Here is a 24,074-nt window from a genome sequence, read left to right as displayed (position 1 = left end):
CCGTCGGGCGACCGGCGGCCGTCCCCGGCGCGACCCGACCGGCGCGACCCGACCGTCGTCAGACCGTCACCGGACCGACCCGATCGGCCCTAACCGTCACCGGACCGACCCGGCTGACCGGCGCAGCGACCGCAGGTACTCGCCGGCCGCCCGTGCCTGCTCCGGGGTCGGCGGCGGCTCGCGCAGTGCCTGGACGGCGGCACGGCGCGCCTCCCCGGTCAGCCGGTCGACGTAGAGGATCCCGTCGAGATGGTCGACCTCGTGCTGGAAGCAGCGCGCAAGCAGGCCCTCGCCGGCGTACTCGACCGGCTGCCCCGTAACGTCCACCCCGCGGACCCGCGCGGCCAGCGCCCGCGTGGTCGGGAAGTGCAGCCCCGGGACGGACAGGCATCCCTCCGGGCCGTGCTGCTGGGTCTCCCCGGACCGCTGGGTCTCCCCGGGCCGCTGGATCCCGCCAGGCCGCTGGGTCTCCCCGGGCCGCCCCGGGTCCGGGCCGAGTTCCAGCACCGGGTTCACCACCACCCGCGGCACCCGTGGTACCGACTCGTCACGCGGGTCGTAGTCGACGTCGAAGACGAACAGGCGCAGCCCGACCCCGATCTGCGGGGCGGCAAGCCCCACCCCGGGCGCGTCGTACATGGTGTCGATCATGTCGGTGACCAGCCGACCGAGCACAGTGTCGAACTCCGTGACCAGCGTGGTCGGAGTGCGCAGAACGGGATCACCAACGGTGCGGATCGGGAGCACGGTCATGCGGGATACTGTGCCACGTGAATCGTGAAGGACACCTGGATCGTGAAGGACAGTCAGACGGATCGTGACGGCCGGCGTGGCGATCCGTCCGCCGCCGGGATCGCCGCGTTGCGCGCCCGCGGGGAGCGGGTTACCCCGGCCCGCCGGGCGGTGCTCCAGGTACTCGCCGGCACGAGCGAGCACCTGTCCGTTGACGACGTCTTCGCCCGGGCGGAGACGATCGTCCCGGGCATGCACCGCACCACCGTCTATCGCGCGGTGGAGACCCTCGGCGACCTCGGCCTGGTCACCCACGTCCACCCCGACCACGGGCCGGCCGTCTACCACCTGGCGGCGGCCCTCACCGGCGGCGCCCACCTGCACGTCCGGTGCCGCTCCTGCGGCACGATCCTCGACGTGCCCGCGGACCTGCTCGACGACGTCGCGCGTCGGCTCGCCACCACCGTCGGGTTCACCCTGCAGCCCGACCACGCCGCCCTTGCCGGTCGGTGCCGCGCCTGTTCGGTGACGTCCCCGTCCGTGGACGGGGACCTCGCACCCGCATGACGAGGGTCCGCACCCGCATGACGAGGGTCCGCGCCGGCGCGGCGAGGACCGCGCGCCGGCGTAATCTCGCAGGTACCGACTATCGCGAGGAGGCTGCGGGGATGCCGCCGGAGCAGGGCCCGGTCGTGCTGGGCATCGAGACGTCCTGCGACGAGACCGGGGTGGGGCTCGTCCGGAACGGCACGCTGCTGGGCGAGGCCCTGTCGACGAGCATGGACCAGCACGCCCGCTACGGCGGGGNGGTCCCCGAGATCGCCGCCCGGGCCCACGTGCAGGCGCTGGTGCCCTGCGTGCGCGCGGCGCTGTCCTCGGCGGGGCTGTTCGTGGCGGACATCGGCGCCGTCGCGGTCACCGCCGGCCCCGGCCTCGCCACCGCCCTGCACGTCGGGGTGGCCGCGGCGAAGGCGTACGCCACGGCGCTCGATGTTCCCCTCTACGGCGTGCACCATCTCGCCGGTCACCTCGCCGCGGACCTCGTCGACGGCGAACCGCTACCCGATCCCCTCATCGCCCTGATCGTCTCCGGCGGGCACACGTCGCTGCTGCGGGTGGGGGACCTCGCTCGCGACCCGATCACCCACCTCGGCGACACGCTTGACGACGCGGCCGGGGAGTGCTTCGACAAGGTCGCCCGGGTGCTCGGCCTGCCCTATCCGGGCGGTCCCGCGGTCGACCGAGCCGCGGTCGGCCACGATGCGACGGCGCTGGCCTTCCCCCGGCCGCTGACCGGCCGGGCGGACGCGCCCTACACCTTCTCGTTCTCGGGGCTGAAGACCGCCGTCGCCCGATGGGTCGAGTCGCATCCCGACTCCCCCGTACCGGCCGGCGATGTGATCGCATCCTTCCAGGAGGCAGTCGTCGACGTGCTCACCGCCAAGGCGGTCCGTGCCTGCCTCGACCACGGGATCGGTGACCTGCTCATCGTCGGCGGGGTCGCGGCGAACAGCCGGCTGCGGGCGCTGGCGGCCAGCCGCTGCGAGCAGACCGGCATCCGGCTGCGGATACCGGCCCGCCGGCGGTGCACGGACAACGGCGTGATGATCGCGGCGTTGGGTGACCTGCTCGNCCGCGCCGGCNCCGAGCCCNCCCCCGCCGAGCTCACCGCCATGCCGGGCGCGTTCCTCGAACGGGCCCAGCTCGGCACCGCGCTGCCGGCCCTGCACGCCGCGTGAGCACCGGCGGGCCCCTCGAACGGGAGAAGCGCGACGATGCACCTCGGACATGAGGAGTTCCAGAGAACTGACGGGCGGGCCAGCACGGGGCCAGCTGACGCGGGGCCAGCCGGCGCCGGGCGGGCGCCGCGGATCGGGGTCGGCGGCCCGGTGGGCAGCGGTAAGACGGCCCTGGTCGCCGCGCTGTGCCGGGCCCTGTCGTCGAGCCTGCGCATCGGGGTGGTGACGAACGACATCTACACCACCGAGGACGCCGACTTCCTGCGCCGGGCCGGCGTGCTCGATCCCGAGCGGATCCGCGCGGTCGAGACCGGCTGCTGCCCGCACACCGCGATTCGCGACGACATCACCGCGAACCTTGACATGGTCGAGGACCTGGAGGCCGACACCGGCCCCCTGGACCTGGTCCTCGTCGAGTCCGGTGGTGACAATCTCACCGCGACGTTCAGCTACGGGCTAATCGACCGGCAGATCTTCGTCGTCGACGTCGCCGGGGGCGACAAGGTGCCCCGCAAGGGCGGACCGGGGGTGACCGGCAGCGACCTGCTGGTCATCAACAAGACCGATCTGGCCCCCCTGGTGGGCGCCGACCTCGACGTCATGGCCCGGGACGCGACCGCGGCCCGCGGTGCCCGTCCGGTGGTGTTCACCTCGCTCACCGCCGACCCCACGGCCGCGGACGTGACCGCCTGGGTACGGGCCCAGCTCGCCGAACTGTCCCCGCGCGGCGGTTCCTACGATGCGTCCGATGCGTCTAATGCGTCGCAACCTTTAAATAGGATGTGAGAGCGTCGTGGCGGTGAGGGGTTTCATGGCGGNGNGGGGNTNCNGGGGNNCGGTGCCGGGCGACGGAGGTCCGCCCCTGGTGGGATACACCCTGCGCTACCTGCATGACCCTGCCCAGCACTGGCGGCAGCGCTACGACCGGTATGGCCCGGTGTCATGGGAGCGGACCTTCGGGCTGCGGGTGGTGAGCCTGCTCGGCCCGGACGCCACCGGCTTGGCGCTGCGCAACCATGAGCAGGCATTCGCGAACGGCCCGGGGCAGCAACGGATAGCCGGACCGTTCTTTCGGCGCGGATTGAGCATGCTCGACTTCGACGAGCACCGCCACCACCGTCGGATCCTCGCCGGCGCGTTCGCCCCGGACAGACTGCGCGGCTATCTCGCCGGGATGAACCCGTCCATCGAACGGGGCGTCGCGGGGTGGCGGCCGGGCGCGAGGTTCCAGGTTTATCCCGCGGTCAAACAGCTCACCCTCGAACTGGCGACCCGGATCTTCATGGGTGAACGGCTGGGACCGGAAGCCGACCGGTTCAACGCCGCGCTGTTCGCCTGCATCCGCGCGCCGGGCGCGGTGGTCCGCGTGCCGGCACCCGGGCTACGTTGGTCGCGTGGCTTGGCCGGGCGCCGGTACCTGGAGGAGTTCCTGCGGCTGCGGGTGCCCGCGAAACGAGCCGGGAGCGGCACCGACATGTTCAGCCGGCTCTGCCACGCCGAGGCCGAGGACGGCAGCAGGCTGAGCGACGACGACGTCGTCAACCACATGATCCTGATGATGGTGGCCGCGCACGACACGTCCACGATCACGATGACCAGCATGAGCTACTATTTGGCACGGCATCCGGAGTGGCAGCAGCGGTGCCGCGAGGAGTCGCTCGCCCTCGGCACGCCAGCGGTGGACCATGCCGACCTCGATCGGCTGCCGTCACTCGCTCTGGTCATGAAGGAGGCGCTGCGCCTGGTCACGCCGGTGCCGATCCTCCTGCGCGCCACAGTGAAAGACATCGACGTGCTCGGCGTCACGGTGCCCGCCGGTACCGTGGCCGCCCTCGCGCTCGCCTTCACCCACCAGATGCCGGAGTACTGGCCGAGCCCGGAACGGTTCGACCCGGAGCGGTTCGCGGACCACCGTCGCGAGGACAAGGTACATCCCTACGCCTGGCAACCGTTCGGTGGCGGGCCACATACCTGCATCGGTCTGCACTTCGCCGGTCAGCAGGTGAAGGCGATCCTGCACCAGATGCTGCTGCGGTACCGGTGGAGCCTGGCACCGGGCTACCGGATCTCATTAGACCGTTTCCCGCTGCCTGTTCCACGGGACGGGCTACCGGTCCAGCTGGAAAAGATCACCTGACCACCTGACCGACCGGCAGACCTACCGGTGCGGCCGCGGCTCGATAGAGGAGTTCGACATCCACCGCGAGATCGGCCGCCACCTGAGCTTCGGCTACGGCATCCACCACTGCCTCGGCGCCGCACTGGCCCGCATCGAGGGCAAGGTGGCCCTGGACGAGGTCCTCACCCGCTTCCTCGACTGGGAAATCGCCTGGGACAACGCCGTCCAAGCCCGTACCTCCACGGTCCGCGGCTGGGCATCGATGCCCGTGCGTGTCTCGTAGCGGCCCGTAAGGCCCGTAAGGCCCGGCGGCCAGCCCCGCTGCCCGCGTGGTGTCCCCGGCCCCGCCTCACCGGCATCGAAAGTCCGTTCCCGTGCGGCTGGGTCCGGCACCCTCCGTCGAGGACAGGGGGCCGACAGCGTGCGTTGGCTTCGGTCCTGGCGCGGAGGCCGGGCCGGGCGAGTGCGTGTCAGGAGAGCTTCGAGGGCCACCAGATCTTCGGACCGAGGTCATGGCTCAGCGCCGGCACGAGGACCGAGCGGACCAGAACCGTGTCCAGCAGCACCCCGAAGGCCACCGAGAAACCCACCTGGGCCAGGAAGACCAGCGGGAGGACGCCGAGCACGGCGAACGTCCCGGCGAGGACGATCCCGGCCGAGGTGATGACCCCGCCCGTGACCGCGAGGCCGCGCACGATGCCGCTACGGGTGCCGTGGATGAGGGTCTCCTCCCGGACCCTGGTCATCAGGAAGATGTTGTAGTCGATCCCCAGGGCGACGAGGAAGATGAACGCAAACAGCGGGAAGCCGGGATCCGCGTTGGCGAACCCGAAGACGTGGTTGAACACCACCGCGCTCACGCCCAGCGTCGCGGCAAACGAGAGCACCACCGTCGCGATCAGGAGGACCGGGGCGAGCAGCGCCCGCAACAGGACGCCGAGCACGAGGAGGATGACGACCAGCACGATCGGGATGATCAGGTTGCGATCGTGGCGCGAGGCGTTCTGGGTGTCGAGATTGATCGCCGACTGGCCACCGACCAGGGCGTTCGCCCCGGGCACCTCCCGGACGACCCGTCGGATCGCAGTGATCGTGTTGTAAGCCTCGACGGTGTCATAACGGTGGACGATGGCGGCGTCGATGGCGATTCGACCGTCAACCGGGGCGACCTGGACCGACTTCGGGGCGCATCCGTCGGAACCCCTCGCCGCCGGACGTCCACCGGACGCCAACCGGGCGGCGAGTTTGGCGTAGTCGACCTCCACGCAGACCGAGCCGGGAGCGGTGGCGACGCCGTCGACCTTCCGGACGGCGGCGATGACGTCCGCGGCGGCAACGGTGTTGGTGATGATGACGGCCGGGGCGCCCTGCCCCTGGCTGAAGTTGGCGTCGAAGATCTCCTGGCCGACGATCGCCTCCGGCCGCCCCGTCAGGCTGTCCGTCGTCGACAGGCCGTCGACCTTCAGGGTGACGATCAGGGACGAGCAGGCCAGCAACACGACCGTCGTGACGATCCAGGCCCACCGGGCCCGGCGGACGAGGCCTCCGGCGAAGCGTGCCCAGAGACCGTGACCGGCGAGGTCGGCCTGGTGATCGACGCGGGGAATGCGAGGCCAGAAGATCCAGCGCCCGGCGATCACCAGGAACACCGGCAGGAAGATCAGCATGATCAGGGCTGTGCAGGCGATGCCGATCGCCGCCACCGGCCCGAGGCTGCGGGTGGAGTTCAGTTCCCCGAGGCTCAGGCAGAGCAGGCCGAGGATCACCGTTACCGCCGAGGCGGTAATCGCCGGAGCGGCGCCCCGCCAGGCCACGATCATCGCCTGGATCCGGCTGGGGTAGGCGTGCAGCTCCTCCCGATAGCGGCTCACCAGCAGCAGCGCGTAGTCGGTGCCGGCGCCGATGACCAGCACCGACAGGATGCCCTGGCCCTGTCCGTTGAGGGTGAGGACGTTGTTCTTGGCCAACGGATAGATGATCAGCGCCGAGACGCCGAGCGCGAGCACCGCGCTGAACAGCGGGAAGAACCACAACACCGGGCTGCGATAGACGAGCAGCAGGATGCCCACGACGACGAGGCCCGCGGCGAGCAGCAACAGCCCGTCGAGGCCGGAGAATGCCTCGATGAAGGCGACGAGCAGACCCCCCGGCCCGGCCGGGTGCACGGCGAGACCGGCCGGTGCCCCGTCGCGGGCGGCCGCGACGACGGCCTTCTCGACGTCGACGAGCTCATCACCCTTGACCTCGCGGCCGCCGTCCTGGGCGACGAGCGGCACGGCCACGGCGGCCACAGCGCCGTTGCGGGCGAACTGGGGCGGCCCGAGCTGGCCGGCGTCCACCCCGTGAATCCCGGCGAAGGACCTCACGTCGGCGGTGATCTTGGCTTTGTCCTGCGCGGTCAGCCCGCCCTGGCGGTCGTAGACGACGAAGCCGGGAATCGTCCGCACGGAGCGAAACTGCCGCGACGCGGTGTCGACCTTGGTCGACTCGGCCGAGTTCGGGAGGTAGGCGGCATTGTCGTTCTTCTGGACCTCACCGAGCTTGCCCTGGTAGGACCCGCCGACGCCGCCGAGCAGGAGCCAGCCGACGGCCAAGACCGCGAAGACGTAGACGATGCGTGGCCGGCGGGCGCGCGCCGGACGGCCACCGGAACCGGCGGGGCCGGNAGCGGAATCCGCCAGGGTGCCGTTGCCGTCCCCGGCGACAGCCGGCCCCGGCGGGGGCGGTGCTGCTGGCGCTGGCGGGGTCTGCGCCCGTGCCNCCGACCCGCCGCTGTCCCTGACCTCGGACTCGTCCCCGCTGGTCATGCCCGTCTCCCCACGCCGAACGCACATCCTGCCCAACGATGGCGATTCTGGCGCATGCCACCGACAGAACTCGTAGGCCCCACCGGCCGGCTGGCGAAGAACCGNTGAAAACCTTCACGTCAGGGATGTGACCCGCAAGCCCGGGGTGACTCGGTGCGGTAAGCGGCTCGCGATGACCGTCAGCCCGGACCGTCAGCCCGGACCGTCAGCCCGGACCGTCCGTCCCGGTGGCGGCCTGCGCAGCGAGCAGGGTGTTGCGCAGCAGCATCGCGATCGTCATCGGCCCCACCCCGCCCGGCACCGGGGTCAATTTCCCGGCCACCTCGCGCACCGCCTCGAAATCCACGTCGCCACGCAGGCCCTGCGGGGTCCGGTGCATGCCGACGTCGATGACGGTGGCGCCCGGCTTCACCGCGTCGGCGCCGATGATCGCCTGCTTTCCCGCTGCGACGACGAGCACGTCGGCGCCGCGGCAGACCGCCGCCAGGTCCCGTGTACGGGAGTGACAGATCGTTAGGGTCGCGTTACGTCCCACCAGCAGCGCTGCCACCGGACGACCGACCAGCTCCGAACGACCGACGACGACCGTGGGCGTACCGGACAACTCGACGTCGTAGGAGTCCAGCAACTCGATGATCCCGGACGGTGTGCAGGGCCGCAGACCCGGCAGACCCCGGGCGAGCAGACCGACGCTGGCGGTGGTGAGCCCGTCAACGTCCTTCCCGGGTGGGATCCGGCCGACGAGCGCGGCCCCGTCCAAGCCTTCGGGCACCGGAAGCTGCAGCAGAATACCCGACACGGCCGGATCGGCGGCAAGATCATCCAAGAGCGCCGCGACCTTCTCCTGGGAGGTGTCGGCCGGCAGGTGTTGATGCAGGTCGGCCATGCCGGCCTCGACACAGGCCCGACGCTTGCCACCGACGTACACGGCGGACGCGGGGTCGTCACCCACGAGCACGGTCGCGAGGCCGGGCTGGATGCCGGTCCGGTCGCGGAACTCAGCGACCTCCCTGGCCACGTTCTCACGCACTCTGCGGGCGACGGCCTTGCCGTCGATTATCACTGCGCTCACTATCGGCCCTTCGCGTCACGGTCGTCAGATCATGTCCGGGTTCTATTCGGGTCTCCGATCCGGTCTCCAAGCCGGGTCATGCCCGGGTCAGCCAGGCGTCCGGCGTGGTCCCCCGACATCCGGCGGAGCCCGAGCGAGCACGCTACGCCAACATGGCACACAGGTGCCCGGTACCGTCATACCCACCACCGAGGGGAACCCTCGGCGCGGGAAGCACCGACGCCGGCCACATTGTCCGGCCACATTGTGGGGAGCAAGGCACGGTCCAGGGACCGCAGACCGTGCTCAGGTCCCCCCACATTCACCGGCGACGGCCGGGTGACGGCCAGCCGACGGACGGGTAACGGCCCGGTGACGGCCGGTGGCCGTCACGGGCGGGCCGCTGGAACTCCCGAATAGGCCACGGCGGCCAGCCAGAGACGAACCTCACGCGGGGNACACAGACGAACGACCCGGTGTCCGGCGTGGTGTTCGGCGATGCTGTCGGCGAGACGGTTGCGGCTGGTACTCGGATATCTCCACAGCCAGGTGAGAAAAGCGAGGTCGAGCCGTTCCGGGCAGTTCGCGGCGAGGTCGGGACGGTTCCGCCCGTGCCACCGCGCCCAGCGTCGCAGTACTCGTGGGATGGTGATCCGCCGCGGCAGGTCCAGGAACACGATGAGGTCGGCGGCGGGAATGCGCAGGTCCAGCGTGCCGCCGTAGTTCCCGTCCATCACCCATGCGGGCTCGGCGACGAGGTCGGCGACGACGGACCGCCATTGCGCCGTGGGTGTCCCGACCCATCCCGGTTGCCAGAAGTACCGGTCGAGATGCACGAGCGGCAGTCCGGTCTGGCGCGCGAGCTCACGCGCCAGGGTGCTCTTGCCCGCCCCGCCGCTGCCGACGACGAGGATCCGCCGGGCGTCAGAGGGCATCGCTGCCGGCGCGGAGTCACGGCTCGTCCCGAGCGCATTCACCCGGTCAGTGTCCCACTGGTGCGCCCGACCTGGTGGCGAAACATCGTGCTTCATCCTGACCCGACCGTCACCGCCAAGCCGATGGGGTGAGCCGCCGACGGTGCCAGCGTGTCGTTGATTGACGACGGTAGATCATGTTGCAATCCTCCGGCCTCGGAGAGTTGGCATTGCGTGATGGCTCCACGAACTCCTCCAGCCGGTCGACCGACGTCGGCCGATCACCGTCGACGGCTGACCGTGGCAGCCGGCCAGAGGAGATCATTTCGCGATGAACGATCGAAGGACATTCATCCGTGCCGCCACGGTGGCCACGACCCTCGCGCCCTGGTCGCTCGGCTACCTCGGCGCGGCCACCGCGGCGGGCGCGGCCACCGCGGCGCCGTCCTCCCCACCCGCGCCCACCCGACCCGCCGTCGTGGACATTCCATCCCCGACCGGGGCCTCCGGTCTCCTCACCGGCGGCAACACCGCAGGCCTTTTCGCGGGCTACTGGCAGACCTCATCCTCCGAGCTCAGTGGGTTCGTCTACCACGGCGGTACGGTGCGCGGCCTGCCGGGGAACAGCCGGCCGGCCGCGGTGAGCGAGGCCGGCGTGGTCGTCGGCGAGAACACCACGCGTTACAGCCGGGAGGCGTTCCGCTGGAACCGTGGCGTCTATCAGTCGCTGGGATTCCTCGGCGGCACCCCCAGTCAGGGCGGACAGTCCAGTACCGCGGTCGACGTCAGCGACACCGGATTCATCGTGGGGACCAGCACCACCAATACGGGCGAGCAGCACGCCTACCGGTGGTCGAACGGCACGATGACGGATCTGGGCACGCTTGGCGGACCGTTGAGTTCCGCCGTGGCCGTCACGGTGCAGGGAAGGGTGGTGGGTAACAGCCTCACCCGGGAGGGCGCCAGCCACGGGTTTCTCTGGTCGGCCGGCACAATATCGGATCTCGGGACCCTCGGCGGTTCCTCGACCGTCGTCGCCGACGTGNACAACGCCAGGCAGATCGTGGGGACCAGCGAGACCTCGGACGGCCATTCCCGCGCGTTCCTGTGGGACGGCGGCCGCATGACCGATCTCGGGACCCTCGGCAGTGACCTGCACAGCGAGGCGGTCGCCGTGAACAGGCTCGGTCAGGTGTTGGTGCGCAGCCTCGGATCGTCGGGTGGCGGGTTCCTGTGGATCGCGGGTCGCCGCATCCCGATCACCTCACCGCTCGGCCCGCTGGAGCTTCTCGGCCTCAATGATCACGGTGTGGTGTGCGGGACGGTGCCCTCGGGTCAGGGCAGCCACGCGTTCCGCTGGTACCGCGGCCGGCTGACCGATCTGGGCACCCTCGGAGGACCGGTGAGCACGGGCAACGCCGCCACCCCGAACAACGTCGTGCTCGGTTCCGCGACCACCACGGACTCCCCGTTTCCCCATGCGGCGTTCTGGCCGAACACCGGCGCCTGACGTTCTCGGCGAGCCGTCACAATGGTTTCTCGGTGACGAGGGGCTTCTCGGTGACGAGGCCGCCGTTGACGTGCAGCCGGCGGGTCACGGCGACCGTGTCGAGCATGCGCCGATCATGGGTGACGAGTAGCAGGGTGCCCGCATAGCCGGCCAGCGCCTGTTCGAGCTGATCGATCGCCGGAAGGTCGAGGTGGTTGGTGGGTTCGTCGAGCACCAGGCAGTTCACGCCGACCGCCTGCAGCAGCGCGAGCCCCGCCCGGGTGCGTTCTCCCGGCGACAGGGACGCCGCCGGCCGGGTGACCTGATCCGGGCCGAGACCGAACTTCGCGAACAGGGTGCGCACCTCACCCGCCGGCCAACTGGTCGCCCGCTCGGCGACGGCCAGCGCCGTGGCCTCACCCCGGAACAGGCCGCGGGCCTGGTCGATCTCGCCGAGCCGCACGCCGGACCCGAGTGCCTGGTGCCCCCGGGCCAGGGGGATGCGGCCGAGCAGCGCACCCAGCATGGTCGTCTTGCCCCCGCCGTTCGGCCCGGTGATCACCACCCGGTCCGCCCACGCGATCGTCAGATCGACCGGCCCCAGGGTGAAGCCCGACCGGGCCACCACCGCGCCGGTCAATGTCGCGACGACATCGCCCGACCGGGGCGCGGCGGCGATCGACATGCGCAGCTGCCATTCCTTGCGGGGCTCCTCGACCTCCGCCAACCGGTCGATGCGGGACTCGATGGACCGGACCCTGGCCGCGCTCTTCGTCGCCGCCTCGATCCGGGCTCCCTTGGCAGCCCGGTCACCGTCGGGCATCCGCCGCTTCGCCCGCACCGAACCCCGCACCGCCTGCTCCCGCTGGCGTTGCGCCTGGGCGACGAGATCGGCTCGCTGGCCGGCGTACTCCTCGTACCGCTCCCGGGCTTGACGCCGCACGACCTCGCGGGCCTGCAGGTACGCCGTCCATCCGCCAGCGAAGAGGGTGAGGCCGTGCCGGTGCGGATCGAGTTCGGCGACGGTGTCGATGGTGCGGTCGAGGAACTCGCGGTCGTGGCTGACGACGACCAGCGCCCCGGGCACGCCTTGGACGAACCGCTCGAGCCGTTCCAGCCCGTCGAAGTCGAGGTCGTTGGTGGGCTCGTCGAGCAGGGTGATGTCGAACCGGGACAGCAGGACGCCGGCCAGCGATCCCCGGGCGGCCTGCCCGCCGGACAACGCCGTCGTCGGGCTGTCGAGCGCGCCCGCGGGCAGACCGAGATCGGCGCACACCTCTTCGGCGCGGGCGTCGAGGTCGGCCGCGCCGATCGCCAGCCACCGCTCCAGGGCGACGCTGTAGCGGTCGTCGACCCCGGACATGCCAGGAGCCCCGGACGTGCCAGAAGCCCCGGACGTGCCAGAAGCCCCGGACGTGCCAGAGACCCCGGACATGCCCAGGGCCAACGCCTCGGTCGCGGCGTCGAGCTCGGCCTGCGCCGCGGCGACGCCGGTGCGACGGGCGAGGAAGGCCCGCAGGGTCTCCCCGGGGTTGCGGTCGGGTTCCTGGGGGAGCAGGCCGACGTTGGCGGTCGGCGGCGCGAGATCCACCCGGCCCGCGTCGGGCGTCACCTGCCCGGCGAGGGCACGCAACAGCGTCGACTTACCGACGCCGTTGGGCCCCACCACGCCGAGACGGTCGCCGGGCGCGACGGTGAGGGAGACGCCGTCGAGGACGGTCGCCCCACCGCGGGTGACGGTGAGGCCGGACGCGACGAGGGTGGCGGACATCTGACCAGTCTGGCGCATGGACGACGCATCGCGTCCCGCCCCCTGTGGTCGCCTCCATCCGGTGGGATCCTACGGTGGGACCGTGCGGCTGACCGACGTCGAGGCCCGCNCCCGGTTCNCCGCGGCGCGGGTCGCCCGGCTCGCCACCGCCGGTGGCGACGGACGTCCACACATCGTGCCCGTCACCTTCGCCGTGAACGCGGGCGCCGTGAACGCGGGCGCCGTGAACGCGGGCGCCGCCAGCGTCGTCACCGCAGTCGATCACAAACCGAAGAGCACGCTCGGGGGTCTGCGGCGCCTGCGCAACATCACCGAGAATCCTCAGGTCAGCCTGCTCGTCGACGCCTACGACGACGACTGGTCGCGGCTGTGGTGGGCGCGCGCCGACGGCGAGGCCCGCATCGTCCGGGCGGGAGAACCCGGACACGCCCCCGCCGTCGAACTGCTCATCGCCCGATATGACCAGTACCAGGCTGCCCCGCCCGCCGGGCCGGCAATCATCGTGACGGTGGCCCGCTGGTCAGGGTGGGCCTTCTCGGCGTAGCCGGCTGTTGACATCGCCCTCAGCGCGGGCCNGTTTCGGTCGTACCCGGCGCCCGCGGGCGGTCCCAGCCGGGAGGCAGGGTATCCGGTGTGCGCCAGGACGGGTCCGGCTGGAAATCGCACCAGGTGCCGTCGAACGGGAACGCCCTCGCCTCGACGAGCCGCAGCAGCCGCTCGCCCTCGGCCCGCACCGCCGCCGCGTCGGTGACCCAGTAGTGCTCGGGAAACGCGAGCCGTTCCGCGAGCTCGTGCTCGTCCTTCCACTGCCAGGTCCGGTCCGGGCAGACCCACAGGTCGAGGTCGTGGTCGGTCGTATCCACCCCGACGAGTCCGTCGTAGCGCCAGGCCACGGCGGGTGCCTCGAGATTGATGTACCAACGGGCGANCCGCCCCTGCCGGTCCCAGAACCACCACACCGAGTGTGCGCCCGCCGGCGGGATCAGCATGAGGATGTTCGGCCCAGGCCAGGGCCTCGTCACCAGCACCGTAGATTGGCGGATCCATTCGGCGAACGGCATGTCGCGCAGGCCGCGACCGTCCGTGCTCAGCTCGACGGCCATCGGGCAGCCGTGCGGGATCCACAGCCGCAGGCCGCGCTCATCGTGGCCGACCACGTGACCCGCGCGGACGAAGACGAGCCGCTTGGTGGTGAACGACCGGTGCACGACCACTTCGCCCGGGACAAANCCGCCNGGGACGAACGGACCCGCCGGTGCGGCGCCCGAAGCGGGCGGTGGCGATGCCTGGGGACCGGGATGGGGACCAGCCTGGGAACCGGGATCGTACGCCACGGGGCTTTCCGGCTTCGTCACCGTCCGACTGTACGGTGCCGCCCCGCCCCGGCGTGTCCCCCGCCACAACCTCACAACAGACGGGATGGGACGCTCGTGACGGTCGATTCCGCCGTCGATCAACCGACGGCACCGGCCAGCAGCTCCCGGACGACGGGCACCATCGGATGCTCCATCCCCCAGACCCTGAGCAGATCGGCGAGCAGCGCCGATAGGGTCTCGGTGGCCGACGCCCGATGGCCGGCGCCGAGCTGCAACAGCCCGATCTGCCGTCGCAGCTCGAAGACCTGGGCGTCGTCCGCACCGAACACCCTGATCTCGTCCTCCAGCAGCCCACGAAGCTGTTCGAGCGCCTGGCCGGTCTCACCGATCAGGGCCCGGCAGGTCGCCTCCCGCAGACGGCAGCGCAGAACCCGCTCGCTGTCCGGAGCGTCCCGGTGGACGAGATCGACGAGAAGCGTGCGGTAGCCGTCCACGGCGCGGCGGAAGTCACCGCCCTCGAACAGGTGGTCCGCCAGATCGAGACGGAGCGCGAGCACGTCCGCGCTGTCGTGGCCGAGGGCACGACCGGCCCGGTCCACCGCCGCCGCCAGCACACCGGCGGCCTGGCTGTAGCGGGAAGCCCGGGCCAACGTCCGAGCCTCGTCCCGGGCACGACGAAGCTCGGACCGCCCGACCCCGCCACCGGATTCCCCGGGCGGTCCAGCGGCGGATCCCCGTGTGGAGGCGGCGGTGTTCCGGGCCGCCCCGCGCGGTACCACCCGGCCCGCGACCGCCGCGTACATCCGTACCGGGTTGTCCACGGCGTCGTCGACGGCCCCGGGAAGCGGGCCGAGGTCCACCACGGATCCGATCAACGCCGCGTACACCTTCTCCACGCCGCACGGGCGATCCTCCGGTGCCTTGCTCAGCATCGCGGCGACCAGCTCGTCGAGGCCGCGCGGCACGTCGGCGCGCAGCGACCGCACCCGCGCCGGGACCTCCTCGACCTGCTTGTTCATCACCGTGTAGGACGACGCACCGGCGAACAGCCGCTGACCGGTCAACATCTCGAACAGCGTGGCACCCAGCGCGTAGATGTCGGTGGCGGGCGTGCTCAGGCCGGCAAGCACCTGCTCGGGCGCCATGTAGGCAGGGCTGCCGAGGTGCTGGCCGGTCACCGTGATCTTCGACAGGTTGGTCCGGTCGAGCGCAACGGCAAGCCCGAAGTCCAGCACCTTCACGGTACCGTCCGGCTCCAGCATCAGATTCGCCGGTTTGAGGTCGCGGTGCACGAGCGACGCCCGATGCGCCACCGCGAGCACCGAGGCCACCTGGGCGGCAATCGCGGCGGCCCAGCCGACGGGCAGCGCGCCTTGCTCGGCGACGAGATCCGCCACGCTGAGGCCGTGCACCCGCTGCATGACCAGGTAGGGACGCTCCTCGTGGGTACCCGCGTCGTACACCGCCGGCACCCCCGGATGCAGCAGGCGGGCGGTGATGCGGGACTCCCGGATGAACCGGCGGATCAGCTCCTGGTCGGGCTGGCCGTCGGGAAAACGGACGAACTTGACCGCGATCTCCCGGTCGAGTTTCACATCCCGGCCGACCCAGACCTCACCCATTCCGCCCTTGGCCAATGGAACAGCCTCGAGCTCATACCGCCTGTCGATCATCCACCGCGCGGCCACCGTGCCCCCGTCCCTTCCCGCCCGATCCCCGGGAACACTACCCCCACCCGGAAACGGCATCGGCCACGGCATTGTCGGCCGGCCACGGCATTGTCGAGTTGCTGATCCGGGCTGCACCGCGCCGCCTTCAGCGTCACCAGGAGAAGGCTTCGGCCGGACCTGTGTACCGGGCAGGGGTGTCATTACCCGGGACCTGTCTCCCCGCCCCGCAGGCTTCCGTCGGCGATTCCGAGATGACCGAGCCGGACGATGGTCTCGGCCAGTTCCACCGCGTTGCGCAGCGACTTCTCGACCATCGTGAGGCGCTGGAAGTCGAGCCCCCGGGAACGCTGTTCGGCCAGCGGGAGAACCGGTATCCGGACCCGCCGCGGGTCGGCGCGCGGCGACGATCCACCCGAGCGACCGGCGGCCTGGGCATCCGCGCCACCACCGGATCGCCCGTGCGCCCGATGGCCTGCCGCCCGCAGGATCCCGGCCAGGAAGTACGGATCGAGCCGGTCGGGATCGCCCCGCAGGAGCACCACCCGCGGCCCGAGAACGGCGCCCGCGTCCTCGACGACTCGGGCCGTGCTCTCCCCCGACGCCGTCACACAGACGACGTCGCCGGGCCGGAGAACGAGCATTCCGGCCAGTTCCTCCGTCCGGCTCGACGGGCCCCGCCCATGCCGGACATCGCCCGCGGTGAGCAACGGCAGGTCACCGACCCCGGCCCTGGTCTGCAACGGGGCCATCAGGATCGTCAACGATCCGGCTTTTGCCAACTCACCGATCGTGACGCTCGACGTGACGCTCAACGAAGCCGGCCGGTCCGCCGGTCCGGATCCCCTCGGTGGGGTCAGGAGGGGAACCGCCGAGGACAACGAGGCCACCGTCGCCAGGAAATCCTCCCGGACAGCGGGGAATTCACCGACCGCGGGAAATTCACCGACAGCGGTTCTTTCCGGAGGATGGTCGATGTAGCGTCGCGGGCTCACGTCGACCTCGTCGTCGAGGAGGTCCGCAACGCATATCCGCCGGAATCCCGCCGGCAGATCGGCGTCGTCGGCCACCTGGTCCGCCTGGGCGGCGGTGTCGCCGCCGAACCCGCCAGCGGCGACGAACAACGCCCAGGCCGCTTCGACGACGGCGATCTCATCGCGCGCCAGGCCCAGCAGCACCTGAGCGGGCGTCGCCCCGGCCCCGCCGGCACCGGCATCGGAACCGGCACCGGCATCGGGGCCGGCCCCGCGGCGGAGCACCCACAGATCCGGGGCCGATCCCGCCGGGAACAGACCGGGCGGCAGCCCCAGCACGGCGCGCAACTCCCCGGCGCGCAGCAGGTTCGCCCTGATGCGGCGCCCGGCACGGCGCGACGCGGCGGCCGCCGGCATGATGACCAGCACCTGCGCGCCGTCCCGGGCGTGCGCCAGGCAGTACTGCACCCAGGCCAGCTCGGGTTCCCCCCGCGGTGGAACACCGTGGCGCCACCACGGCGCGCCGAGCAGCTCGTCGTAGCCCCAGGAACGCTGCCCGAACGGCGGGGCGCACAGGACCGCGTCGGCCCGTTCCCCGGCGAAGGTGCCGGCGAGCAGCGAATCGCCCGCGACGATCCGCGCGTCACCACCCCGCAGCAGCAGTCCGACGGCGCTCACCCGCGCCATCGTCGGGTTGACATCCTGGCCGAGCAGGCGGCCCGCCCCCGCGGCCCGGGCGGCCTCCAACAGCCCGCCGATCCCGCAGGCCGGGTCGAGCACCGTGGCGGCCCCCGACCGGCCGCGCAGGCCGGCGAGGGTCACCATCAGCTCCCCGACCGCCCGCGGAGGCTCCGCCACCTGCCGGGAGCAGACCTCGCGGTAGCGGGCGCGCAGCGCGTCGAAGAGCTCCGCGTGGCCGTGCCGGTCCGCCGCCTCGGCGGCGACCCGGGCGATCGCCACCCACCCGGTCTCCCAGGTATCGGGGAAACCACCGGGAAGCTCCGGCACGGCGCGGGCGATCGCCGGTTCCAGGGATACGGCCGCCACCGCGTCGCTCTCCCCGAGCAGTGCCGTGGCGCCCGCGGGATCCCGCTGACGATAAATGAGGAAACCCCCGAGATGGCCGGTCACCTCACCGAGGCGTGGATCATCGACGGCCCCCCGGATCCGCTGCCACACCTGGTCGGCCGCCTCGACCTGGAACGGTCGGTCATGCCGGGCGAGCCAGTCCGCCACGGAGGCCAGCGCGAACAGCGGGCTGGTCGACGTCCCCCCGACGGGTGCGGGAAAGTCGGCGAACCGGCGCCGCCAGTTACTGACCGCGGCCCGCCCGACTCCGGCCAGCCGGGCGATGTCGGTGGCGGTGACCGTGGCCGTGTCTGCGGCCGTGGCCGTGGCCGTGGCCGTGGCCGTGACAGCCGCGGAGCTCGCCGTGTCCCGGCCGCTGGTCTTCACCGGCAGCCCGTTCACGGCAGCCCGCCGAACAGGGCGAGGGCGCGGTCCTGCGGCTCGTCTCCGAGGGGCACGACGAACCGGCGGTCGAGGAAGCGGTTGCCACGCTCGCAGGTCGTCTCGGACACGAACAGGCAGACGTGGCAGGCGGCTCCGTGCAGGAAGTCGGCGGGCGCCGACGGCAGCCGCTCGGCGCACAGCGGATCGGACGAGCAGTGCCGGGCGTCGGCGAGGGCCCGGCGGGTCAGCCGGAGCAGCTGGTCGGGCTCGGCCAGCGACACCAGCCCGCCCAGGGTGCCCTCCGCGTCCGGGACGGCCGTGTAGATGAGGATGCCGCCGCGCGGGTCGCCGTCGTCCCCGGCGTAGATGCGTTCGCTCAGGCTGGCCGAGCTGTAGCCGCACTCCAGCGCGATAGTCCGGATAAGCAGGTGGGACAGGGTGTGCAGGGCGAGGAAGCGCTCCCCGGGCCAGCCCTGCATGGGGTCGAAGTCCCCGGCGATCCGGTCGGAGTAGCGGTTCACCCGGAATCGGCTGTAGGCGTCGCGGTGCTCGCGCATCGCGACACTGTCCGCGACGCGGCGCGCCCACGGGCCGAGGATCTCCTCGGGCACCCGCAGGAACATGCCCTCGCCGCGGACCTCGCTCGCCGGTACCCAGGAAGCCGGCCCACGGGCCAGCGGCGCCCGGATGACGAGGTCGGGGTCGTCCGGGTCGGGCGCGTCCAGCCGGGTGAACCCGGTCAGCGCCCGTACCTCCCGCAGGCGTTCGGCCTGCACGACGTCGGCGTAGCAGCCGGCAAGCGGTGCCGGCACACCGCCGGGCTCGCGGCGCAGGGCGAAATCGTCGGTGGGTTCCGGGAGGACGGCGGAGGAGAAGATCTCCCATTCCGGGGTGCGCAGATCCGGGTAGGCCCGCTCGCCGTCGGCGTCGGAACCCGGGGCCGGGCCGGTTTCGATCGCGGCGCGATGCCGCTCGACCGCGGCCCAGATCTCGGCGTTCGACCACTTCTCCAGCTGACGGAACACCGGGATCGGCGCTGAGCGGGCAAAGTCCAGAATCGCCATATTGTTGATCTTTTCGAAGACCTCCCAGTGCTGTTCGACCTTGACCGCCAGCTCGCTGGCGCCAGTCCGCGGCACCGACAGCACCGACAGCGTCTGGGCGAACCACTGGTTGGAGGCGCCGACGACGAGCAGGCGGGACTCCTGCGGGCACCCGCCATCGGCGAAGGTCCCCAGGTGGGGATGGCGGCCCCGGCAGCGTGGCAGGTGCCCCGCACCGCGACGACCCATGGCCTCCCGGATGTTGCGCCGGGCGTCGCAGTTCACGCACCGGATCTCGACGTTGGCGCCGAGGTTGCCGCCACGGTCCTCCATCCGCAGCCGGGGATGACTCGCCCTGGCGCACTGCGCGCCCCGGTGCACGAACATCGGGTAGGGGAAGTCGTCGAGATGACCCGCGGTGCAGGCGAGCACGAAACGGGCCGCCACCGCGAGCGGCCGGCGGCCGGTCTTCTTCCGCCCGCAGGTGCCGTGGAAGAAGCGGGCGTCCTGGGGCCGGGTCAGCCACGGGTTCTCGAACCCGAACGCGCGGGAGGCGATCACGTCCAGCTCGTTGCAGGCGGTGCAGCGCAGCCAGTTCGGGAACGGCACGGTGGGCACGCCGATGCGGGCGCCCTGCCCGCTGCGGTCGCCCGCATCGGTCTCCGCCCATGGGGCCGGGCGCAGCTCGGTGACGCCCCGGTCGTACAGCCGCCGCACGGCGGCGAGCAACCGCGGCTCGACGATCGGCTGGTACTCGGGGACGTTGCGGTAGTCCCAGTCGTCAACGCCGCGGACGATCGCGGAGAAGTTCGGCAGGTCGACGAGCGCGCCGACACCGCTGGTGAACATCAGGTGGCTGGGCCGGACCGCGCCGACCCGCCGGTGGAACGCCGTGACCATCAGATACCCCTCCCCGGGAGCGCTGCGCGGGCCGACCGCGCCGGACGGCCCGCCCGTGCCGCCGCGAAGGCCGTCTCCCCCAGCTCGTCCCCGACCGGGGCGGCCTCGTCGTCCACCTCGTCCCTGTCGTCCACCTCGCTGCTGCCGATCTCACCGCTGCTGCCGATCTCACCGGTACCGTCGGCGTCCGGCGGCGCGCCGAACGCCCAGCCCGGCTCGCCGTAGGCGGGGGTGAAGATCTCGGCGGGGCCGGGCACCAGCAGGTTGATCTCGCGCTCGGTCTCCCGCATCGACTGGGCGACGGTGAGAACGTCCCAGCGGACGTGCCCGGCGGGCTCCAGCAGGCCGGTGACCCGCTGCTGTCCCCCGGCCGTGCGATAACCGATGCGGGACGGGCCCGTCCTCGTCAGCTCCCACCTCTCGATCAGCTGCCGGATCCGTTCTTCGAGGTACTCCCGGCCGCGCGGCCCGGCGACGGCCTCGGCGCGGGCCAGCAGCCGGTCGATCACTCCACTGACCGTCGGGCCGGCGAGGTCCACGTCGTGGGCGTTGACGTTGCGAGTGTTCGCCTCGTCGGCGTGCCGGACGGCGGCGACGAACGTGCCGGTGGCGGTCCGGTCGAGGGAGCGGCNGGNGAACGGGGTCACGGACAGCGCCTCCACCTGCCGGTAGAAGGTCGCATGGTAGTACTCGAAGTCCTCGTAGTGAGCGAGATCCCGCGGCCGGGCCCAGTTGTACAGGGTGACGACAAGACCCGGGCGGCCGGCGTCCCGGCCGACCCGGGAGGACGCCTGGATGTACTCGGCGGTGTTCTTCGGCTGGCCGATCACGGCCATCAGCCCGAACCGGGAGACGTCCACCCCGACCTGGAGCATCGAAGTCGCGAGCACCACGTCGACCGGGATCCGGTCCTGGTTGCTCCGGGCGCGGGTGCGCTCGGCGAGGGGGTGCGGTGCCCGCCGGTCCCGCTCCCTGCTCCGGAACGATGCGCGGACGTTCTCGGCGACGGCCTCCCGCCGCGCGGAGGTGTCGAGCTCGGGGTCGAAGGGGATCTCCAGGCGGCCCAGCACCTCGCTGATGTCCGCCGACGAGACCCGGGAGGTCAGCTCCGAGATCGCGAGCATGCCGGTACCGGTGACGATGCGGTTGGCGAGCCCCTTGCGCCGGCCGTGGGTACGCACCCGGGTGGTGACGTCGTCGTCGAGGTAGCGGCGCATGCCGGCGAGCTCGCGAGTGGCGTTGAAGTAGCCGACGAGGGTCAGATAGGGCTCGGCGGGGGNGCCGTGCCGGTCGAACAGGGTCTGGCCGGCGAGGAGCAGGATCTCGGCGAGGCGGATCTCGGCGGACTTCATCCTCGTCCCGTGCGCGCAGACGCCGAGGTAGCGCCGGCCCGGGGTGGCGGGGGTGACCGGGACCCGCCGGGAGAAGAACGTATCGGTCACGTCGATCACCTGGGGCGGGAAGACGGCGAGGCCGCGGCCGAAGACGCCGAGCACCTGGTCGCGAGCCCGCCTGGTGGTCGCCGTCGAGGCCACGATCTTCGGGCCGGTGAGCGCGCCGGCCGGGACCGGCCAGGTGCACAGCTCGTCGACCGCGCTCTCGAACAGGCCGACGGTGGTGCCGAGCGCACCGGAGATCAGATGCAGCTCGTCCTGAATGATCAGATCGGGCGGGCGCAGCCGGACGACCGGCTCGCTGGTCACGGCGGGCCGCCTGCCGCGGCTGTGGTGACGCTCGCCGCAGCCGGTGCGGGCGTCGAGGTCGTCGTGGCGGTACCCGTGTCGGGGACAGCGTCGGCTCACCCGGCCGAACAGGATCCCCGCCTCGCCGCGCCAGGGCAGCTGGGCGAGTTTGTCGACGGTGGCGATGACCAGGCTCGGGGCGTAGCGGTAGATCTCCTCGTCGACGGTGAGCACCGGCAGGCCCTCGTCGGGCGCCGCCCGCCGGGAGAACGGGCAGGCGTCGGCCCCCTCGCCGTTCGGGCAGTACAGCAGCACCCGGCGGAGGTCCTCGTCGACGTGGGCGTCGGTATGGGCCCCGAGCGCGCTGCCGCACCACGGGCAGCCCAGGGTCTGCAGGACGTTGGCCCGCTTGCCGTCGCCGGCCTCGCGCGCCTCGCCGACCTGGTCGCGGGCGTCCTCGAACCGGTTCGGGGACACCCCGCCGCCGACCCACAGACCGATGCGGAACGGCGTGGCACCCCAGGTCGCCGGGTTCGCACGGCGCTGCACCTCGGCGGCGCAGACCAGGGTGGCGGCCCGCTGGAACTGCTGGGCGGTGAGCAGCCGCAGCGTGTACCGCATGAGGACGGCGACCCCGGCCTCGCCGGAGCGGGCCGCGGCGCCGGTGCCGACGGTCCCCTGTAGGCGGCGGATCGCGAAGGTGTAGGCGGTCAGGCCGAGGTAGGCCTCGGTCTTGCCGCCGCCGGTGGGGAAGAACAGCAGGTCGACGACGGCGGTGGCGTCCGCGGCCCGCTCCGGGTGCGCCGGGTCGGTCAGGGAGGGCAGGTTGAGCAGCACGAAGCCGAGCTGGAACGGCCGCCAGGAGGCCTCCCCCGCGCCCCGGGCCCGCACAGCAGCGGCGGCCGCAGCGTAGTCCAGCCCCTGCTCGTCGCGCAGCCGGGCGATCGCCGTGTGCCGGCGCTGGGCGGCCATCGCCTCGTTGGCGAACTGGAACGCGGCCAGCGCCTCGCGGTGGCGCGGCTGGTCCTGGTCGGTGAGCAGGGCGATACCGGCCCGGATACGGTCCGCCGCTCGGCGGGCGTCGCCGATTGCCGTGCGAGCGGCCGGGCGCAGCCGCGCCGGCAGGCCCGCGACCTCGGCCTCGCGCTCGTCGAGCCAGGATGCGTAACCGTCGGCGAGGGGCGTCAACCCGCGCCGCAGGGCGGCGGGCCCGGCCACGGCGAGAGTGTCCATGGCCAGTTCGACCCCGGCCAGCGGCGTGCCGGGCCCGGCGGGCGCGACCGTCGCCGGCACGTCGTAGGTGGGCAGCCAGGTGGTCTCCAGCCGGTGGGCGCACCGCTCACCGGGCCGGACGTGCGGATGCACCGCGACATTGCGACCGGTCGCGTAGCGACGCTCCCCCCGGTACAGCAGCTGGAGATGCAGATCCTCGTGATCCGCGTCGAGGGGCGGCGCGCCGGCGAGCGGCGCGCCGCCCCCGGGGGAGCCGGGGCCGGGGCCGAAACCGAGACCGGGGCCGGACCACTCGTCCGCGGGATCGTCGACGGGCAGGAAGACGGCGCGCGCGCCGTCCAGCGCGGTCACCGACAGCGTCGGCTGGAACAGCCACGCCGTGTCCGCGGACGAGTGCGGCTCCGGTTGGCTGTTGACCAGCGTCAGCTCGACGACGCGACGGGCACCGCGCTCGCGGACGGCGACGACGAGGAAGACCCCGGTCTCGTCGTCGCCGACGAGCGGCATCCGCCGAGAACCGGCGCCCAGGTGATCGTCCAGGCGGATCTCCCGGTTCGCGAAGACCACCGGTTCGCGGGTCCACGCGCTGCGCTTGCGGCCCTCGTCGTCCTCCACCTCCCGCTTGGTGTAATGCCCCCAGGCCGCCGTGACGGCGAGGACGTCGACCGGATCCGTGCCGTCGGTTCCGGCCGGCACGTCAGTTCCGGCCGGCACGGCGAAGGAGAGTCCCATCGACGACGCCCAGATCCGCCCCCGGTTCTGCGGGGTGGCGATCTCCGGCAGGTCGGCGTCCGCGTCGCCCTGCACAGCCGTCTCCGTGTCGGCGACGACGTCCGCGGCGGCGGCCTCCCGGGCACCGCGCGGAGCCGGCTTCGGCCCGAGCATGCCGACGAGGTACCGCTCGCGCGGGCCCATCGCCCTGGGGTGGAACTGCTCGCGCTCGCCGCCCCACGGGCCGAGCAGATCCCGGCGGACGAGTTCGGCGAAGGCATCCCGGACCTCATAGGACGCCGCCGGCTCGAAGAGCTGTGGCGCGTCGAGGACCTCCGCGGCCGTACGGCCGTCGGCGCCCGCACCGGCCCCGTCGCCCGCACCGGTGCCGTCGCCCGCCGCGCCCCCCGGCGCGGCAGGCGACGGCGGCGCCCCCAGCGCCCCTGGGATCCCCCGCGGCACGGGGAACAGCCC

At 72.3% G+C, this 24,074-nt stretch carries 16 protein-coding genes and 1 pseudogene; 7 read left to right on the top strand and 10 right to left on the bottom strand.

Going from position 1 to position 24,074, the window contains the following annotated elements; all coding sequences use genetic code 11:
* Window positions 1-96: 96 nt before the first annotated feature.
* The gene (locus CED_RS10305; protein WP_035910171.1) at window positions 97-753 is read right to left on the bottom strand and encodes a peptide deformylase; all 657 of its coding nucleotides are present in this window, start codon (window positions 751-753) and stop codon (window positions 97-99) included.
* A 42-nt stretch (window positions 754-795) separates the two neighbouring features.
* Between CED_RS10305 and CED_RS10300 the strand changes: the two genes are divergently transcribed.
* From CED_RS10300 to CED_RS22495, 5 genes and pseudogenes are all read left to right on the top strand, one after another.
* Window positions 796-1,299 (top strand): Fur family transcriptional regulator, encoded by a 504-nt coding sequence (locus tag CED_RS10300; RefSeq protein WP_023841051.1) that lies wholly within the window; start codon window positions 796-798, stop codon window positions 1,297-1,299.
* A 101-nt stretch (window positions 1,300-1,400) separates the two neighbouring features.
* Window positions 1,401-2,471: a tRNA (adenosine(37)-N6)-threonylcarbamoyltransferase complex transferase subunit TsaD gene (tsaD, locus tag CED_RS10295; RefSeq protein ID WP_035910250.1), complete on the top strand. Its 1,071-nt coding sequence runs from the start codon at window positions 1,401-1,403 to the stop codon at window positions 2,469-2,471.
* 36 nt (window positions 2,472-2,507) lie between these two features.
* Window positions 2,508-3,257, top strand: coding sequence for an urease accessory protein UreG (gene ureG / locus CED_RS10290; RefSeq protein ID WP_011437060.1), 750 nt, complete (start codon window positions 2,508-2,510; stop codon window positions 3,255-3,257).
* A 25-nt stretch (window positions 3,258-3,282) separates the two neighbouring features.
* Window positions 3,283-4,608: a cytochrome P450 gene (locus CED_RS10285; RefSeq protein ID WP_035910169.1), complete on the top strand. Its 1,326-nt coding sequence runs from the start codon at window positions 3,283-3,285 to the stop codon at window positions 4,606-4,608.
* A gap of 46 nt (window positions 4,609-4,654) precedes the next feature.
* Window positions 4,655-4,873 (top strand): annotated as a pseudogene (locus CED_RS22495) (cytochrome P450); the annotation flags it as partial.
* Between the two features lie 187 nt (window positions 4,874-5,060).
* Here CED_RS22495 and CED_RS10280 read toward each other — a convergent pair.
* From CED_RS10280 to CED_RS10270, 3 genes are all read right to left on the bottom strand, one after another.
* Complete coding sequence (locus CED_RS10280) at window positions 5,061-7,397, bottom strand: MMPL family transporter (protein ID WP_035910166.1); 2,337 nt, start codon at window positions 7,395-7,397, stop codon at window positions 5,061-5,063.
* Between the two features lie 205 nt (window positions 7,398-7,602).
* On the bottom strand, window positions 7,603-8,469 hold the full coding sequence (gene folD, locus CED_RS10275) for a bifunctional methylenetetrahydrofolate dehydrogenase/methenyltetrahydrofolate cyclohydrolase FolD (protein ID WP_011437064.1): 867 nt from the start codon (window positions 8,467-8,469) through the stop codon (window positions 7,603-7,605).
* 368 nt (window positions 8,470-8,837) lie between these two features.
* Window positions 8,838-9,425: an adenylate kinase gene (locus CED_RS10270; protein ID WP_235187010.1), complete on the bottom strand. Its 588-nt coding sequence runs from the start codon at window positions 9,423-9,425 to the stop codon at window positions 8,838-8,840.
* Window positions 9,426-9,693: 268 nt separating this feature from the next.
* On the opposite strand from CED_RS10270, the gene CED_RS10265 reads away from it, so the two are divergent.
* Window positions 9,694-10,872 (top strand): HAF repeat-containing protein, encoded by a 1,179-nt coding sequence (locus tag CED_RS10265; RefSeq protein WP_035910164.1) that lies wholly within the window; start codon window positions 9,694-9,696, stop codon window positions 10,870-10,872.
* 16 nt (window positions 10,873-10,888) lie between these two features.
* Here CED_RS10265 and CED_RS10260 read toward each other — a convergent pair whose 3' ends face one another.
* Entirely contained in the window at window positions 10,889-12,622 is a 1,734-nt protein-coding gene (locus tag CED_RS10260; RefSeq protein WP_035910162.1) for an ABC-F family ATP-binding cassette domain-containing protein, read from the bottom strand.
* An 82-nt stretch (window positions 12,623-12,704) separates the two neighbouring features.
* On the opposite strand from CED_RS10260, the gene CED_RS10255 reads away from it, so the two are divergent.
* Window positions 12,705-13,166, top strand: a complete 462-nt coding sequence (locus tag CED_RS10255; protein WP_035910246.1) for a TIGR03668 family PPOX class F420-dependent oxidoreductase — start codon at window positions 12,705-12,707, stop codon at window positions 13,164-13,166.
* 19 nt (window positions 13,167-13,185) lie between these two features.
* On the opposite strand, the gene CED_RS10250 is transcribed toward CED_RS10255, so the two are convergent.
* The 5 genes from CED_RS10250 to drmA form a co-directional block, all read right to left on the bottom strand.
* Window positions 13,186-13,830 carry a DUF402 domain-containing protein gene (locus tag CED_RS10250; protein ID WP_235187009.1) on the bottom strand — a complete coding sequence of 215 codons (645 nt, stop codon included), beginning with the start codon at window positions 13,828-13,830 and terminating at the stop codon, window positions 13,186-13,188.
* 245 nt (window positions 13,831-14,075) lie between these two features.
* A complete protein-coding gene (locus tag CED_RS10245; RefSeq protein WP_035732424.1) occupies window positions 14,076-15,611 on the bottom strand; it encodes a serine/threonine-protein kinase in 1,536 nt (511 codons plus the stop codon).
* A 197-nt stretch (window positions 15,612-15,808) separates the two neighbouring features.
* Window positions 15,809-18,049, bottom strand: coding sequence for a class I SAM-dependent DNA methyltransferase (locus CED_RS10240; protein WP_051868751.1), 2,241 nt, complete (start codon window positions 18,047-18,049; stop codon window positions 15,809-15,811).
* Window positions 18,046-19,974 carry a DUF1998 domain-containing protein gene (gene drmB, locus CED_RS10235; RefSeq protein WP_011437072.1) on the bottom strand — a complete coding sequence of 643 codons (1,929 nt, stop codon included), beginning with the start codon at window positions 19,972-19,974 and terminating at the stop codon, window positions 18,046-18,048. The genes CED_RS10240 and drmB overlap by 4 nt, the downstream gene beginning before the upstream one ends.
* On the bottom strand, window positions 19,974-24,074 hold a 4,101-nt coding region (gene drmA / locus CED_RS10230; RefSeq protein WP_369807813.1), incomplete at its 5' end, for a DISARM system helicase DrmA. The genes drmA and drmB, both read right to left, overlap by 1 nt.

It is taken from the genome of Frankia sp. CeD (genome assembly GCF_000732115.1).
Classification (GTDB): domain Bacteria; phylum Actinomycetota; class Actinomycetes; order Frankiales; family Frankiaceae; genus Frankia; species Frankia casuarinae.
The sequence above is the reverse complement of the archived record's forward strand: the minus strand, read 5'-3'. Positions and strand labels throughout refer to the sequence as shown.